11 protein-coding genes are annotated in these 16,325 nt (G+C 60.3%); 8 read left to right on the top strand and 3 right to left on the bottom strand.

Annotated features, from left to right (window positions below; translation table 11 throughout):
- Positions 1–135 precede the first annotated feature (135 nt).
- Complete coding sequence (rapA, locus tag DKB71_RS07205; protein ID WP_408599965.1) at positions 136–2,982, top strand: RNA polymerase-associated protein RapA; 2,847 nt, start codon at positions 136–138, stop codon at positions 2,980–2,982.
- Between the two features lie 161 nt (positions 2,983–3,143).
- Here rapA and DKB71_RS07200 read toward each other — a convergent pair whose 3' ends face one another.
- The gene (locus DKB71_RS07200; protein WP_408599964.1) at positions 3,144–4,493 is read right to left on the bottom strand and encodes a spinster family MFS transporter; all 1,350 of its coding nucleotides are present in this window, start codon (positions 4,491–4,493) and stop codon (positions 3,144–3,146) included.
- Between the two features lie 281 nt (positions 4,494–4,774).
- Between DKB71_RS07200 and DKB71_RS07195 the strand changes: the two genes are divergently transcribed.
- Positions 4,775–6,991 carry a putative bifunctional diguanylate cyclase/phosphodiesterase gene (locus DKB71_RS07195; RefSeq protein WP_408599963.1) on the top strand — a complete coding sequence of 739 codons (2,217 nt, stop codon included), beginning with the start codon at positions 4,775–4,777 and terminating at the stop codon, positions 6,989–6,991.
- On the opposite strand, the gene DKB71_RS07190 is transcribed toward DKB71_RS07195, so the two are convergent.
- Positions 6,948–7,841, bottom strand: coding sequence for an NAD(P)-dependent oxidoreductase (locus tag DKB71_RS07190; protein ID WP_408599962.1), 894 nt, complete (start codon positions 7,839–7,841; stop codon positions 6,948–6,950). The genes DKB71_RS07195 and DKB71_RS07190 overlap by 44 nt on opposite strands.
- Before the next feature lie 194 nt (positions 7,842–8,035).
- On the opposite strand from DKB71_RS07190, the gene DKB71_RS07185 reads away from it, so the two are divergent.
- On the top strand, positions 8,036–10,231 hold the full coding sequence (locus tag DKB71_RS07185; protein ID WP_274073426.1) for a hypothetical protein: 2,196 nt from the start codon (positions 8,036–8,038) through the stop codon (positions 10,229–10,231).
- A gap of 306 nt (positions 10,232–10,537) precedes the next feature.
- Here the strand turns inward: DKB71_RS07185 and DKB71_RS07180 are convergent, their stop codons facing one another.
- Positions 10,538–10,843: a DUF2288 domain-containing protein gene (locus DKB71_RS07180; RefSeq protein ID WP_274073425.1), complete on the bottom strand. Its 306-nt coding sequence runs from the start codon at positions 10,841–10,843 to the stop codon at positions 10,538–10,540.
- 350 nt (positions 10,844–11,193) lie between these two features.
- Here DKB71_RS07180 and DKB71_RS07175 point away from each other — a divergent pair, with 350 nt between their 5' ends.
- The 5 genes from DKB71_RS07175 (at position 11,194) to DKB71_RS07155 (ending at position 16,197) form a co-directional block, all read left to right on the top strand.
- On the top strand, positions 11,194–12,321 hold the full coding sequence (locus tag DKB71_RS07175; protein ID WP_274073424.1) for a branched-chain amino acid ABC transporter substrate-binding protein: 1,128 nt from the start codon (positions 11,194–11,196) through the stop codon (positions 12,319–12,321).
- Between the two features lie 233 nt (positions 12,322–12,554).
- A complete protein-coding gene (gene livH, locus DKB71_RS07170) occupies positions 12,555–13,478 on the top strand; it encodes a high-affinity branched-chain amino acid ABC transporter permease LivH (protein WP_274073423.1) in 924 nt (307 codons plus the stop codon).
- Positions 13,475–14,731 (top strand): high-affinity branched-chain amino acid ABC transporter permease LivM, encoded by a 1,257-nt coding sequence (locus tag DKB71_RS07165; RefSeq protein ID WP_274073422.1) that lies wholly within the window; start codon positions 13,475–13,477, stop codon positions 14,729–14,731. The genes livH and DKB71_RS07165 overlap by 4 nt, the downstream gene beginning before the upstream one ends.
- Positions 14,728–15,495: a high-affinity branched-chain amino acid ABC transporter ATP-binding protein LivG gene (livG, locus tag DKB71_RS07160; protein WP_274073421.1), complete on the top strand. Its 768-nt coding sequence runs from the start codon at positions 14,728–14,730 to the stop codon at positions 15,493–15,495. The genes DKB71_RS07165 and livG overlap by 4 nt, the downstream gene beginning before the upstream one ends.
- Positions 15,496–16,197, top strand: coding sequence for an ABC transporter ATP-binding protein (locus DKB71_RS07155; RefSeq protein WP_020798122.1), 702 nt, complete (start codon positions 15,496–15,498; stop codon positions 16,195–16,197).
- The last annotated feature ends 128 nt before the right edge of the window (positions 16,198–16,325 follow it).

Genomic DNA, 16,325 nt, shown 5'->3' with positions numbered 1-16,325 from the left:
CGCAGGCTACGATTTCTTCAGCCTGGCAAGATCAAAAGATCGCAGCCCAAGGCAGTTCCCACACAGGTAATCCTTTGGTCTGGAGACCTGATTCCGTTAAGATAGCCCGCTTTTTCAAGGTGGGAGTCAGGCAGCATGGCGCAGCAGTATCAACCGGGGCAACGCTGGATCAGTGACAGCGAAGCGGAGCTGGGTTTGGGCACCGTTCTGGCACAGGACGGCCGCTTGCTGACCGTGCTCTACCCGGCCACTGGCGACACTCGCCAGTACGCGCTACGGAATGCGCCCCTCACCCGTGTGCGGTTTTCGCCGGGTGACACCATCACTCACTTCGAAGGCTGGAAACTGACCGTACGCGAAGTCGACGACGTCGATGGCCTGCTGGTCTATCACGGCCTCGACGCGCAGAACGAAGTGGTCACCCTGCCGGAAACCCAACTGTCGAACTTCATCCAGTTCCGTCTCGCCAGCGACCGTCTGTTCGCCGGGCAGATCGACCCCCTGGCCTGGTTCGCCCTGCGTTATCACACCCTCGAACACACCAGCCGCCAACTGCAGTCGTCGCTGTGGGGCCTGGGTGGCGTGCGTGCGCAACCGATCGCGCACCAGCTGCACATCGCCCGCGAAGTGGCCGACCGCATCGCGCCTCGGGTTCTGCTGGCCGACGAAGTGGGCCTGGGCAAAACCATCGAAGCCGGTCTGGTGATCCATCGCCAACTGCTTTCGGGCCGCGCCAATCGCGTGCTGATCCTGGTGCCGGAAAACCTCCAGCACCAGTGGCTGGTAGAAATGCGCCGACGCTTCAACCTGCAGGTCGCGCTGTTCGACGAAGAACGCTTCATCGAAAGCGATGCCTCCAACCCGTTCGAAGACACCCAGCTCGCGCTGGTGGCCCTGGAATGGCTGGTGGATGACGAGAAAGCCCAGGACGCGCTGTTCGCGGCCGGCTGGGACCTGCTGGTGGTCGACGAAGCCCACCACCTGGTGTGGCACGAAGACCAGGTCAGCCCGGAATACTCGCTGGTCGAGCAACTGGCTGAAACCATCCCGGGCGTCTTGCTGTTGACCGCCACCCCGGAACAGCTGGGCCAGGATAGTCACTTCGCGCGTCTGCGCCTGCTCGACCCAAACCGCTTCCATGACCTGGCTGCCTTCCGCGCCGAGAGCGAAAACTATCGCCCGGTAGCCGAGGCCGTTCAGGAGCTGCTGGAAAAAGGTCGCCTGTCGCCGCAAGCCCATGAAACCATTCACGGCTTCCTCGGCAACGAAGGCGAAGCCCTGCTGACCGCCGTCAACGATGGCGACACCGAAGCCAGCGCCCGCCTGGTGCGTGAACTGCTGGACCGCCACGGCACCGGCCGCGTGCTGTTCCGTAATACCCGGGCCGCGGTCCAGGGGTTCCCGGAGCGCAATCTGCATCCTTACCCGCTACCGTGCCCGGACGAATACCTCGAACTGCCGCTGGGCGATCACGCCGAGCTGTACCCGGAAGTCAGCTTCCAGGCCCAGCCGGACGCCAACGAAGAAGAGCGCTGGTGGAAATTCGACCCGCGCGTCGAGTGGCTGATCGACCAGCTTAAAATGCTCAAGCGCACCAAGGTGCTGGTGATCTGCGCCCACGCCGAAACCGCCATGGACCTGGAAGACGCCCTGCGCGTGCGTTCCGGCATTCCGGCCACGGTGTTCCACGAGGGTATGAACATCCTCGAGCGTGACCGCGCCGCCGCCTACTTCGCCGACGAAGAGTTTGGCGCGCAAGTGCTGATCTGTTCGGAAATCGGCAGTGAAGGCCGCAACTTCCAGTTCTCCCACCACCTGGTGCTTTTCGACCTGCCGTCCCACCCGGACCTGCTGGAACAACGTATCGGTCGTCTGGACCGGATCGGCCAGAAGCACACCATCGAACTGCACGTGCCGTACCTGGAAACCAGCCCGCAAGAGCGCCTGTTCCAGTGGTACCACGAAGCCCTGAATGCTTTCCTCAACACCTGCCCGACCGGCAACGCCCTGCAACATCAGTTCGGCCCGCGCCTGCTGCCGTTGCTCGAAGAAGCCGACGATGGCGAATGGCAAGCGCTGATCGACGAAGCCCGCACCGAGCGCGAGCGCCTGGAAGCCGAGCTGCACACCGGCCGCGACCGCTTGCTGGAGCTCAATTCCGGCGGTGCCGGCGAAGGTGAAGCGCTGGTCGAGGCCATCCTCGAGCAGGACGACCAGTTCGCCCTGCCGATCTACATGGAAACCCTGTTCGATGCATTCGGCATCGACAGCGAAGACCATTCGGAAAACGCCCTGATCCTCAAGCCGAGCGAAAAAATGCTCGACGCCAGCTTCCCGCTGGGCGACGACGAAGGCGTGACCATCACCTACGACCGCAACCAGGCGCTGTCTCGCGAAGACATGCAGTTCATCACCTGGGAACACCCGATGGTCCAGGGTGGCATGGACCTGGTGTTGTCCGGCTCCATGGGCAACACCGCCGTGGCGCTGATCAAGAACAAGGCGCTGAAACCCGGCACCGTGTTGCTGGAACTGCTCTACGTCAGCGAAGTGGTTGCCCCGCGTTCGCTGCAACTGGGCCGCTACCTGCCGCCGGCCGCCCTGCGCTGCCTGCTCGACACCAATGGCAATGACCTGTCGGCCCGGGTCTCGTTCGAGACCTTGAACGATCAACTCGAAAGCGTACCGCGCGCCAGCGCCAACAAGTTCATCCAGGCCCAGCGCGATCAGCTGACGCCTCGCATCAACGCCGGCGAAGACAAGATCTACCCACGTCACGCCGAACGCGTGGCAGAGGCGCAACGTCGCCTCGCCGCCGATACCGACGAAGAACTGGCACGCCTGACCGCGTTGCAAGCGGTCAACCCGACCGTACGTGACAGCGAACTGGTTGCGCTGCGCAAACAACGCGAACAAGGCCTGGCCATGCTCGACAAGGCTGCGCTGCGACTGGAAGCGATTCGGGTGTTGGTGGCGGGTTAAGTCCCCCCGCTTCACCGCTTGAACAAAAAGGCCCGCAGCGATGCGGGCCTTTTTTGTTTGCTTGAGTTTTGTAGTGCTACTTATTACCTCTTCGCGAGCAAGCCCGCTCCCACATCTGGAATGCAATCCCCCTGTGGGAGCGGGCTTGCTCGCGAAAGCGATTAAGCAGTCGCCGCGGCCCCCTCAGGCTCGACTACGCTACCCAACCCATCCTTCATCCGCTTGGCATCGCGCACAAAACACCGCGACGCCAACACCAGGAACACCATGGTGAAGAACAGCGCTACCGGGATCAGGTACATCGCGTCATGCAGGCCCACCGCCTTGAACGCCTCGGTCATCTGCCCGGCACCCGCCGCGAGCATCGCCGTGTGGGCAAAGTGATCGGACAAGGCGCCGACCACCACGGGCCCCAACCCACCGCCCAACAGGTACAGCCCGGCGAAGAACAAGGCCATGGCGGTGGCCCGCAGGCGCGGCTCGACCACGTCCTGGATTGCCGTGTAAACGCAGGTATAGAAGTTATAGGCAAACAACCAGCCCAGGCTGAAGATGGCCACGAACACGCCGATCTCGATCCGCCCCGAATGCAGCGCCCACGCCGTGCACAGGGTTGAAATGATCAGGCTGAACGCGGCGAACAGCAGACGACCGTTGGCAACCCGCTGATGGATCTTGTCCGCCACCCAGCCGCCCAACGTCAGGCCGAACAACCCGGTGACGCCGACGATCACCCCCGTCGCCACTGCGGCCTCCTGCAACGGCATCAGGAAATAACGTTGCAGCATCGGCACCATGAACGAGTTACAGGCATAGGTGGCGAAGTTGAAACAGAGTCCCGCCATCACCAGCCACAGGAAGGTCGGCACTGCCAGCACCCGGCGGATCGGCCGGTCGATCTTCTCCTGGGACACCTGCACGCTTTCGGCCGCGCCACGTTTCGGTTCCTTGATGAAAAACATGAAGATCGCCAGGATCAGCCCCGGTACCGCGGCAATGAAGAACGGGGCGCGCCAGCTGTCGAAGGCCTTGACCATCGCGCCGATAGTGAAGAACGCCAATAGCAGACCCAACGGCAGCCCGAGCATGAAGATGCCCATGGCCCGCGCCCGGCGATGTGCCGGAAACAGGTCGCCGATCAACGAATTGGCGGCTGGCGCGTAACTGGCTTCGCCGATGCCGACGCCCATGCGCACGATCAGGAAACTCCAGAAGCTGCCGACCATGCCGTTGACTGCGGTCAGGCCGCTCCATGCCGCCAGGCCCCAGCCCATCAACTTGCTGCGCGAGCCGGTATCGGCCATTCGCCCCAGCGGCAGGCCGGCGATCGCGTAGACGATGGTGAATGCCGTACCGATGATCCCCAATTGAAAGTCGCTGAGGTGCCACTCCATGCGGATCGGTTCGATGATGATGGCGGGGATGGTGCGGTCGAAGAAGTTGAACAGGTTGGCCAGGAACAGCAGGAACAGAATGCGCCAGGCATTCGCCGCTTGGGTCGAGTTCTGCATGGGTCCGTCTCTTTTTTATTGTTATGGGGGCTTGCCTGCCACCCGGAACCTGCAATCTAGTCATGCGGGCCGGGACTGTCTGTAATTATTCGTAAAGCTGATACCCGCCCATGGGCACCGACGCGGCCCATGCGACATTTTATTTCCAAACGCACTAAAGCCCATTCCAAAATCATTGGGAGACAATGTGCCACTATTCCTTGCGTTCGATGCACGGCTTCTATACTCCAACACATTCGCCAGCGTTGATTGCCGGCAGGGAGACAACCACGGGGCACGCTATGGAGTGGCTTGGTCTGCATTTCACCACAGAGCTGGCAGACAGCGGACAGGTCATACTCCATTGCGCACATGACCCTTTCCTGGTGCTGCTGGCTTTTCTGGTCGCCTGCGCTGGCAGTTTTGCCACACTGGATATGGCCGAACGGGTTGCCCAGGCGCAAAAACCAGCGTCCCAACGCCTTTGGCGCTGGATCGGCGCCGGATGCCTGGCCGGCGGAATCTGGGCCATGCACTTCATTGGCATGCTGGCGTTCCAGGCGCCGATCGACGTGCAGTACCATTTGCCCATCACCCTTGTGTCCCTGTTGATCGCCCTGTGTGCGTCATGGCTGGCGATGCACACCCTCAGCCTGCCCGCCCTGAATTTCCGGCAATGCTGCAAGGCGTCGATCATCATCGGCCTGGGCATCGCCACCATGCATTACGTGGGCATGGCCGCCATGCGTACGCAAGCGACGGCTTATTACCATCCCGGGCTGTTCATCCTTTCGATCATGATCGCCATCGGCGCCAGTCTGGCGGCGTTGCTGCTGGCCAGCTATCTGCGCACGGGTGAGGGATTGTTCAATCAGTTGCTCAAATGCGGCGGCAGCCTGGTGCTGGGAGCCGGCATCTTCACCCTGCATTTCACCGGCATGGCCGCCTTCTCCCTGGTCCTGCCAAACGGCAGCCTGCTGCCCCAGCCGGGTGAAAACAACCATCTGCAACTGGGCCTGACGGTCGCCGTCATGACCCTGCTGATCATCGGCAGTTGCATCAGCGCGGCGCTGGCGGACAAGAAGCTGCAGCACAAGGACCGCGACCTGCTGCGGGTCAACTCGCTGCTCAGCCAACTGGACCAGGCGCGCATGTCCCTGCAACAGGTGGCGCACTACGACGCCCTGACCAACCTGGTCAACCGTCGCGGGTTCAACCAGCTGTTCGCCGAGAAGCTCCTGGAGCGCACCCAGGCAGGCGGCATGCTCGCCGTCCTGTTCCTCGACATCGATCATTTCAAGCGCATAAACGACAGCCTCGGCCACGATGCCGGCGATGAACTGCTCAAGGTGCTCGCCCGGCACATCAAGAGCTCGGTGCGCACCCATGAAGATGTGGTGGCACGCTTTGGTGGCGACGAATTCTGCATCCTCATCGACCTGCATGACCGTGATGAAGCGCGCCAGATGGCCCAGCGCATCATGCAGAAGCTCAAGGAACCCATCGAGCTGTCCGGGCGGCGCATGGTCATGACCACCAGCATCGGCATCAGCGTGTTCCCCGAGGACGGCAAGACTTGCGAAGAACTGCTGAAAAACGCCGACCTGGCGCTGTATCAATCCAAGGACAGTGGCCGCAATGGGCTGAATTTCTTCAGTGCCAACCTCAAGGCGCGCGCCATGCTGGAACTGCAACTGGAAGAAGAACTGCGCCATGCCCTGCGCGAAGACACCGGCCTGATGCTCTATTACCAACCGATCTATGACCTGAAAACCGGCCAGGTCAGCAAACTCGAAGCCTTGATCCGTTGGCAGCACCCGGTCCATGGATTTCTTGCGCCGGACCGCTTCATTGGCATCGCAGAGGCCAATGGCCTGATCACCGAACTGGACAACTGGGTGCTGCGCAAGGCCTGCGAGGACCTGGGCGAGCTGTCGCACCAGGGTTGCGCGAACCTGAAGATCGCCATCAATTGCTCGCCCCTGACCCTGGCGCGCGAAGAATTGAGCGACGAAATCTCCCTGGCGTTGCACAGCGCCGGGGTAGAGCCCCACCGACTGGAACTGGAGGTCACCGAGAATGCGCTGATGGGCAGCATCGCCGATACGCTGGTGTCGCTGCGCCAGGTACGCGCCCTCGGCGTGTCGCTGTCGATCGATGACTTCGGCACCGGTTACTCATCCCTGGCTTACCTCAAGCGCTTGCCGCTGAACACGCTGAAGATCGACCGCTCATTCATCCAGGACATTCCAATCGCCACCCAGGACATGGAGATCGTCCAGGCCATTATCGTCATGGCCCACACCCTGCATCTGGAGGTGGTCACCGAAGGCGTCGAAACCTTCGAGCAGTACCAGTTTCTCGAGCGCCACGGCTGCGACTTCGTCCAGGGTTACCTGCTCAGTCGCCCGGTACCGCTGGCGGAACTGCGGCCCGTGCTGAACGAAATCAACCAGCGCAAGCAATCGTACAGCGTCACGCCCCTGAGTCTTGTGCACGGTACATCTGCACTAATGTAGAGGGGTCTTTCTCGAGGAAACCCTGGGCCCCATGCAGGCGCATCAATTGCGCGGCCAGGCCGCTGATCGGCGTCGCCGAACCTTGTTCGCGGGAAAACTTCACCGCTGAATCCAGATCCTTGAGCAAGGTCCGCACGTGCCATTTGACCGGTTCGAAACGGCTCTGGGCCATTTGCGGTGCAAGGAACTGCAAGGGCCTCGAATCGGCAAACCCACCGGCCAATGCCTCGGCGATCAGGCTGGCATCGACCCCGGAGCGCTCCGCCAGGGCCACCACTTCGGCGATGACCAGCGCATTGCAGGCAACGATCATCTGGTTGCAGGCCTTGGTCACCTGCCCTGCTCCCACCGCGCCCATGTGCGTCACCCGCTGGCCGAGCCTCTGCAAAACCGGTTTGACCCGCTCAAGGTCTGCCGCGCTGCCGCCGACCATGATCGCCAGGCTGCCGGCTTCGGCCCCCACCACCCCACCGGACACCGGCGCATCCAGCCAACCCATGCCGGTCTTGCCGAGTTCTGTCGCCATTTCCCGGGTCGCCGTGGGCTCCAGACTGGAAAAATCCACCAGCAGCTGACCCTTTTTCGCCCCCTCGGCAATGCCCGACTCGCCGAAAACCACCTCCCGGACCACTGAGGTATCCGCCAGGCACAACATCACCACCTCGGCGTGCTGGCACAACTCGGCAGGTGTGGCGACCTGGCGTGCCCCGGCCTCGACCAGCTCTGCGCACTTGGCCGGATTGCGGTTCCACACCGTCAGCGGGTAACCCGCGGCGAGCAAACGCTGGCACATCGGCAAGCCCATCAGGCCGATTCCGGCAAAACCCAGGGACGGTAGCGTTGACATCATTTTGCCTCCTTTTGATTAAAGAACAGCGAATACTGGCCGATTTATCAAGACTCAGGAAAGGATTCCGCCGGGCGACGCGCCAATTGGCTGCGCCGCCCGGGACAATTCGCGCTGATAAAAGACGCGAGTTCTCATTCCGTGATGGTCGACGACAACAGGTTGCCCGACCCACCAGCCCAGGTACATGGCGAACAATGACTTCTAAAAACAATCCAGCCCCTGCGCTTTCCGACCTGACGCTGAGCCCGGCGGCGAACAGCCCCGCACCGTCGAAGCCATTGACGCCGTCGCGCCCGCTGGCGACCCAGCAATACCTGTACTTCACCGAAACCAACACCGATCGCATCCTCGACAACCTCGACGGCCTGCGCGACATGGTGTTCCCGCGCCCAGCGCATCTGGAAGGTGACAACGAACAGCACAACGATCAGGAATTCCCTTCGGTGTGCCTGATTGGCCTGGGCCGCTGCGGTTCGAACATCGCGCTGGATGTCGCGGAACTGGTCTACAACGCCCGCAAGTTCTACCTCAACGAATTCAACAACGAAGATCGCCTGTCGCCAGACAAGCGCTATGCGGAAAAAGGCTATAGCCCGGCACAGTGGATTCGCAACAATTTGCGCCTGGGGTCGAACAAGGCGACCAAACCGGTGTTCCTGGTCGAACCGCTGGTGATGCTGGGCGACCTGGACAAGGACATCGCCGGGCGTATCCGCTTCTCGCGCAAAGGCGAAAAGAGCGGTTTCCTGCGCGACTACAGCAAAATGAAAATCATGGACCTGTCGGAAGTCCATGCCGGTGGTGCCGGTAACGCGCCGATTCTCGGCCAGTACCTGGCCAAGATCATCCTGAACAAGGACACCCAGCGTTTCTCCAGCCCCGACTGGAAGATGATCCACTCGTACCTGATCGACAGCTGTGGCATCAAGGCCAACCAGTCGCGCCTGTATTTCTCGATCTTCAGTGCCGGTGGCGGTACCGGTTCGGGCATGGCTTCGGAATTCGGCCTGGCCCAGCAACACTCGTACATGAACAAGACGTTCGACACCCGGCCGATGGACGAGCACGACAGCAAAAGCGGTCATTCCTTCGTCTTCGAACCGATCTTCACCAGCGGCATCTGCGTACTGCCAAACATATCCGATCACCGCAGTGAAATGTCCGAGGCGCTGCACATCAACGCCGGCCGCCTGCTGTGCAAATACCTGTCGGAAGAATGGGACTTCTCCTACAACTTCGCCAACGAAGACAGCAGTGAAGCCAGCGTCATGGGTCGTATCCGCCCATGGAACGCGATGATGCTGATCTCCAACGACATCATGCGTTATGCCGAAGAAAGCGATGACGGCAACATCCAGAACATCGACGTCAACGCGATGGAAAAGCATGCCAACCAGTACATCTCGCAGCAGATCTTCAACATTCTGACGGCTCAGGCGGTCACCACCGACTACGACCAGAACTATTTCCGCCGTGCGGGCATCGACATCGGCGAAACCATTCGCCTGGACGCCAACGACCTGTTCATGAGTCTCGCCGGCCCGGTGGCCATTGCCTATGCCGAATCCGTGGTGCCGGAAACCCCGCCGCCGAGCAGCGACAAGTTCAAGGTCTTCGACAAAGAACCGCAGCGCCTGAACATCGACGACCTGTTCTTCCGCTCCATCGACCTGCCGCACTTCAACAAGGTCACCCAGGCCATCGAAGGCATCAGCCTGCTGCCCATCGAGTCCAAGCGCTATCGCGCGGCGCTGGAGCAGTACAAGAATTCGGGGTATGACGCGGCCGCCCTGCACGATCTGCACTTCTTCAAGAACTGCTCATCGGTGGTGTCGATCGTTTCCCTGCCCAAGGACTACAAGCTGTCCTACATGGACCTGAACCGCTTGAAGACCCACCTCAACAGCCTGTTCCCCAACACCACGCTCAAGCGCTATGCGTTGGTGATCGGCGCCTCGGCCAACCTGTCGCTGACCACCCTGATCGCCAAGAGCCCGTGCCTGTCGGACGATTTCCTGACCTTGATCGTGGCGTTCATCAAGCGCTGCTTTGCCCGTACGCCGTACCGCTTCGATGACACCCTGGACAACTCGGTCCTGGACTTCATCATCAACGAACATTTCGATGAAGACCTGATCGACGACCTGCTCAACGAGTTCGAGAACCCGGCGAAAATCCTCGATACCAACTGGTACGCAATCAAGCCGATGTACGAGAAGAAGTATCGCGAGCTGATCAACGACAAGGACAAGTTCGTCTCGATCAACGACATACGGCTGTCGCGCGATTGCGTGAAGAAAGCGATCAAGTACCTGCGTGAGATCTATCGTCACCGGATTGGCAAGACCAAGGTGATTTCGTTGAATAACCACACAGGCAAGAGTTACTGATCAAGGCGTGATACCGAGTCGCTCCCGTCGCTGGCAAGCCAGCTCCTACAGGGTTCGGTGTCGTTCACGAAATAGGTGTTCGATATCAATTCCTGCAGGAGCTGGCTTGCCAGCGAAAACGATCTCGAATTCAACGGCCTTTCAACATCCAGAAACAATTGGTCAGCCGCTCAGCTGTCCTACCAACTGTTCCCGTTACGTTTACGTCACCGTGAAGCGTGGCCTTTCTCTACGGCAACCTGCCATCACGCTACTCGGCTACACACTTTCCTTGTCTCAGCCATGGCACCACCATGGTGCGCGCACTCAGGCCTGCGCTCTTTCCTGGATCAGGATCCACGGCGAAACCACCACAGCCCACAGCTGTGGATCGCGCTCGAAAAGATCCAGCGCCCGCGTTTCAGACAGCTTGGCGACCTTGTCTTCGGCCAGCCAGGCAGCCACTTTCTCGCCTTCATCAGTGGCTACAGCTTCGGCTGCGGCGATCAAATCGAGGCTCGGGTCGACCCACAATAGGGCACCCTTGGCGAAGAACGGCTCCAGTTCCTTCCAGGAAATAGATGCGGTTTCTCCGAGCAGTTTGGCATAGAGGGTGCTAGGTTCTTCAGTCATGGGTCCGGTCCGGAAAAGAAATCGACGCAATGATAACGTCGGTGGTCAGGCAGAAAAACCCAGATGCAATTTGAGTGACCGAATGAAAAGCGCAGGAAAGCCAAGGAATGCACGGAATCTGGCTATAAGCCCGTCAAAACCCCGCCGCAATTCTGACTTTTTCTTTCAAAAAAGCGACACCCCCAAGTTTTGCCCCCTGGCGCCAGCTTCCCAGGCTGACAATCGGCGCTCTACACTGTACCGGTACAGTTGCCGGGGGGCTTTTCCGGGGGATGTCGTAGATATCTGACCCGGTTCTGCTGCCAACGGCGCCAGGACTATAAAAATTACAACAGTAAGAGTGGAGCACTATGACTAAGGCTACTAAGCAGATTTCCAAACTGTTTGCCGCTATGGTTCTGGCCGGGGTTGCCAGCCATTCGTTCGCAGCTGACACCATCAAGATCGGCATCGCCGGCCCCAAGACCGGTCCTGTAGCCCAATACGGCGACATGCAGTTCAGCGGCGCCAAAATGGCCATTGAACAGATCAACGCCAAAGGCGGCGTAGACGGCAAGAAGCTCGAAGCCGTCGAATACGATGACGCCTGTGATCCAAAACAAGCGGTAGCGGTCGCGAACAAAGTCGTCAACGACGGCGTCAAGTTCGTGGTCGGTCACCTGTGCTCCAGCTCCACTCAACCGGCTTCGGACATCTACGAAGACGAAGGCGTGATCATGATCACCCCGGCTGCCACCAGCCCGGACATCACCGCTCGTGGTTACAAAATGGTGTTCCGCACCATCGGCCTGGACAGCGCCCAAGGCCCTGCCGCCGGTAACTACATCGCCGATTTCGTCAAACCGAAAATCGTTGCCGTCCTGCACGACAAACAGCAATACGGTGAAGGCATCGCCACCGCCGTTAAACAGACCCTCGAGAAGAAAGGCACCAAGGTTGCCGTGTTCGAAGGCGTCAACGCCGGCGACAAGGACTTCTCCTCGATCATCGCCAAGCTCAAGCAAGCCAACGTCGACTTCGTCTACTACGGCGGCTACCACCCGGAGCTGGGCCTGATCCTGCGTCAAGCCCAGGAAAAAGGCCTGAAAGCCAAGTTCATGGGTCCGGAAGGCGTGGGTAACGACTCCATCTCGCAGATCGCCAAGGACGCTTCCGAAGGCCTGCTGGTGACCCTGCCGAAATCCTTCGACCAGGATCCGGCCAACGTTGCCCTGGCTGATGCGTTCAAGGCCAAGAAAGAAGACCCGAGCGGTCCGTTCGTGTTCCCGGCCTACTCGGCTGTGACCGTGATCGCCGACGGCATCAAGGCCGCCAAGTCCGAAGACGCGACCAAAGTGGCTGAAGCCATCCACGCGGGTACCTTCAAGACTCCAACTGGCGACCTGGCCTTCGACGAGAAAGGCGACCTGAAAGACTTCAAATTCGTGGTCTACGAGTGGCACTTCGGCAAACCAAAAACTGAAGCCAAGCCTCAGTAAGGTCTTGCCTGACTGACTGCCAATAAAGCCCACGGCGTGCCGTGGGCTTTGTTTTACGAACGTACCTGGGCCGCGCTGGCGTGATCCGCCAGTCTCCCCACCTGAAAATCTCAAAACCGTCATCAGCGGTTCGCTGGCAAACCCCGGATTCGAAGTGGATGCAGATCCACGGGGCCCGGGCGGGAAAATGACTCCACCAGTGAAATGCGTATCAGGTTTTTAGGAGCGCTGTAATGCCTGACATCTATCACTTCTTCCAACAGCTGGTTAATGGCCTGACCATTGGCAGCACGTATGCCCTGATCGCCATCGGCTATACGATGGTTTACGGCATCATTGGAATGATCAACTTCGCCCACGGCGAGGTGTACATGATCGGCTCCTACGTGGCGTTCATCGCCATCGCCGGGCTGGCCATGCTGGGACTCGACAGTGTTCCGCTGTTGATGACCGCCGCTTTCCTGGCGACCATCGTCGTCACCAGTGCCTACGGCTACAGCATCGAACGGATCGCCTACCGCCCGTTGCGCGGCAGCAACCGTCTGATCCCGCTGATTTCCGCCATCGGCATGTCGATCTTCCTGCAGAACACGGTTCTGCTGGCGCAAGACTCCAAGGACAAATCCATCCCCAACCTGATTCCGGGCAACTTTACCTTCGGGCCAGGTGGTGCACATGAAGTGCTGATTTCCTACATGCAAATCGTGGTGTTCGTGGTGACCCTGGTCGCCATGCTCGGCCTGACGCTGTTCATCTCCCGCTCTCGCCTGGGTCGCGCCTGCCGTGCCTGCGCCGAAGACATCAAGATGGCCAACCTGCTGGGTATCAACACCAACAACATCATCGCCCTGACCTTCGTCATCGGTGCTGCGCTGGCGGCCATCGCGGCCGTGCTGCTGAGCATGCAATACGGCGTGATCAACCCCAACGCCGGTTTCCTGGTCGGCCTCAAGGCCTTCACCGCGGCGGTACTGGGCGGTATCGGCAGCATTCCGGGCGCCATGCTCGGCGGGCTGGTACTGGGTGTGGCGGAAGCCTTCGGTGCCGATGTCTTCGGCGACCAGTACAAGGACGTCGTGGCTTTCGGTCTCTTGGTTTTGGTGTTGTTGTTCCGGCCAACCGGCCTGCTGGGCCGTCCGGAGGTTGAGAAGGTATGACTAGGAATCTTAAACAGGCACTGTTCAGTGCCTTGCTGGTATGGGCCGTGGCCTACCCGGTACTCGGCCTGAAGCTGACCATCGTCGGCATCAACCTCGAAGTTCATGGCACCAGCGACGCCACCCTGATCACCATCGCCGTGTGTTCGGTGCTGATGTTCCTGCGCGTGCTGTTCGACCAGCAGATCAGCTCGGCCTGGCGCTCGTCGCCAAGCATGCCGCTGATCCCGGCCAAGGCCAGTAACTTCCTGACCCTGCCGACCACCCAGCGCTGGATCATCATTGCCTTGATCGCCGGCGCCCTGGTCTGGCCGTTCTTCGGTTCTCGCGGCGCGGTGGATATCGCGACGCTGGTGCTGATCTACGTGATGCTCGGCCTGGGCCTGAACATCGTGGTCGGCCTGGCGGGCCTGCTCGACCTCGGTTACGTCGGCTTCTACGCCGTGGGCGCCTACAGCTATGCGCTGCTGTCGCACTACTACGGCCTGAGCTTCTGGATCTGCCTGCCGATCGCCGGCCTGATGGCCGCCACCTTCGGCTTCCTGCTCGGCTTCCCGGTGCTGCGCCTGCGCGGTGACTACCTGGCGATCGTGACCCTGGGCTTCGGTGAAATCATCCGTCTGTTCCTGCGTAACCTGACCGGCCTCACGGGCGGTCCGAACGGCATCAGCAACATCGAGAAACCGACGTTCTTCGGCCTGACCTTCGAACGTAAAGCCGCGGAAGGCATGCAAACCTTCCACGAGTATTTCGGCCTGGCATACAACTCGATCAACAAGGTGATCTTCCTCTACCTGGTTGCGCTGTTGCTGGCCCTGGGTGCGCTGTTCGTCATCAACCGCTTGCTGCGCATGCCGCTTGGCCGCGCGTGGGAAGCATTGCGTGAAGACGAAATCGCCTGCCGTGCACTGGGTCTGAACCCGACCATCATCAAGCTCTCGGCGTTCACCCTGGGTGCCAGCTTCGCCGGTTTCGCCGGTAGCTTCTTCGCTGCGCGCCAGGGCCTGGTGACACCGGAGTCGTTCACCTTCATCGAGTCGGCGATCATCCTCGCCATCGTGGTGCTGGGTGGCATGGGCTCGCAGCTGGGTGTGATCCTGGCGGCGGTGGTGATGATCCTGCTGCCGGAAATGATGCGTGAGTTCAGTGAGTACCGCATGTTGATGTTCGGTGCCTTGATGGTACTGATGATGATCTGGCGCCCTCAGGGTCTGCTGCCCATGCAACGTCCTCACATGGAGCTGCGCAAATGAGCCGCGAGATCCTTAAAGTAGAAAACCTGAGCATGCGCTTCGGCGGCTTGCTGGCGGTCAACGGCGTTGCCTTGAGCGTGAAAGAGAAACAAGTGGTTGCCTTGATCGGCCCCAACGGCGCCGGCAAGACCACCGTGTTCAACTGCCTGACCGGCTTCTACAAGCCGAGCGGCGGCAGCATCCTGCTCGATGGCGAGCCGATCGAGGGCCTGCCGGGCCACAAGATCGCCCTCAAGGGCGTGGTGCGTACCTTCCAGAACGTGCGGTTGTTCAAGGACATGACCGCGGTCGAGAATCTCTTGATCGCCCAGCATCGCCACCTGAACACCAACTTCCTGTCCGGCCTGTTCAAGACCCCGGGTTTCCGCAAGAGCGAACGCGAGGCCATGGAGTTCGCCGAGTACTGGCTGGAAAAGGTCAACCTCAAGGAGTTCGCCAACCGTCCGGCCGGTACCCTGGCCTACGGTCAGCAACGGCGCCTGGAAATCGCCCGCTGCATGATGACCCGTCCGAGGATCCTCATGCTCGACGAGCCGGCCGCCGGCCTGAACCCGAAGGAAACCGAAGACCTGAAGGCGCTGATAGGCATGTTGCGTGAAGAGCACAACGTCACTGTGCTGCTGATCGAACACGACATGAAACTGGTCATGAGCATTTCCGACCACATCGTCGTGATCAACCAGGGCACCCCCCTGGCCAACGGTACGCCGGAACAGATCCGCGACAATCCTGAAGTGATCAAAGCCTACCTGGGGGAAGCGTAAATGCTGCAATTCGAAAACGTTTCCACCTTCTACGGCAAGATCCAGGCCCTGCACAGCGTCAACGTCGAAGTCCGCCAGGGCGAGATCGTGACCCTGATTGGCGCCAACGGTGCCGGCAAGTCCACACTCCTGATGACCCTGTGCGGTTCGCCTCGGGCCCACAGCGGCAGCATCCGCTACATGGGTGAGGAACTGGTCGGCCAGGATTCTTCGCAGATCATGCGCAAGAGCATTGCCGTGGTGCCGGAAGGTCGTCGGGTGTTTTCCCGCCTGACCGTGGAAGAAAACCTCTCCATGGGTGGTTTCTTCACCGCCAAGGGCGACTATCAGGAACAGATGGACAAGGTCCTCGGACTTTTCCCACGCCTGAAAGAGCGCTTCAGCCAGCGTGGCGGCACCATGTCCGGCGGCGAACAGCAAATGCTCGCCATCGGCCGCGCGCTGATGAGCAAGCCCAAGCTGCTGCTGCTCGACGAGCCTTCGCTAGGCCTGGCCCCGATCATCATCCAGCAGATCTTCGACATCATCGAACAGCTGCGCAAGGACGGTGTGACGGTGTTCCTGGTCGAGCAGAACGCCAACCAGGCCCTGAAAATCGCTGACCGCGCCTACGTTCTGGAGAACGGCCGGGTAGTGATGACAGGCACCGGTGAAGCGCTGCTGACCGATCCGAAAGTGCGTGATGCGTACCTCGGTGGCTAAGCCTTCGGGGTAACCAGAAAACGGCCTTCGCGGGCCGTTTTTTTATGCCCGCCACAACCTAACTGACAATGAGAAACCTTGTGGGAGCGGGCTTGCTCGCGAATACGGTTTCATATTCAACATCAATG

This window comes from Pseudomonas sp. PLMAX, from assembly GCF_046042685.1.
Taxonomy (GTDB): domain Bacteria; phylum Pseudomonadota; class Gammaproteobacteria; order Pseudomonadales; family Pseudomonadaceae; genus Aquipseudomonas; species Aquipseudomonas putida_AE.
This window is presented reverse-complemented; position numbering and strand designations above follow the sequence as displayed.